Genomic DNA, 564 nt, shown 5'->3' with positions numbered 1-564 from the left:
TGGTTGTAAAACGCCAGCGGCTGCTGCCCGTAGCACGCATCCTCCGAGTGATCGAGGTCGAGAATCAGACTTTTTGGCGGGCTGGCGAAGCTGGCGATGAACTGCTCCACGAGGGCCTCACTGACGCGGTAGATGTCCTGGCGACTGGCCGCATGTTCAAAGCGCGAGATGGTCGCGCCAGACGCCAGCGCGCCATCATCGTCGAACGGCAAGCGGGCCGCGCCCAGTTTGAACATCGGGTCGTGGCGCAGGCTGTTTGAATCGTTGCCGTCTTCGTAGCCGCAGCCGATTTGGTAAATGCGCTGCGCCAAAAGATCGTGATACGAATGGCTGACGTAACTCTGATGGCGACGATCCGGCAAGGCTGCAGCGAGGCGCTTGGTCAAGCCAATTTGGAGGTCGACGCCACGCAGCAGAACCGGACCAAGATCGGACGACAAGCCTCCTCCGGCGAAATCGGCGCGAACGCTGTGAGCGGGAATGGATGCAAAACGGAGCTGCTCTGAGGTAGAATTCATGTCGGGCAAGGTGGCGTTCGTGTCGATAACTGTGTTTCCAGATAAC

1 protein-coding gene is annotated in these 564 nt (G+C 59.4%); it reads right to left on the bottom strand.

What is annotated here, in order from left to right:
* A partial coding sequence (locus ACP7D4_RS28215) for a transposase (protein WP_426212758.1) occupies nucleotides 1-518 on the bottom strand: 518 nt, incomplete at its 3' end.
* Nucleotides 519-564: the final 46 nt, after the last annotated feature.

It is taken from the genome of Massilia sp. TWP1-3-3 (assembly GCF_049897805.1).
Taxonomy (GTDB): Bacteria; Pseudomonadota; Gammaproteobacteria; order Burkholderiales; family Burkholderiaceae_D; genus Telluria_A.
Note: the sequence above shows the minus strand (reverse complement) of the source record. Positions and strands in the feature narration are given on the sequence as shown.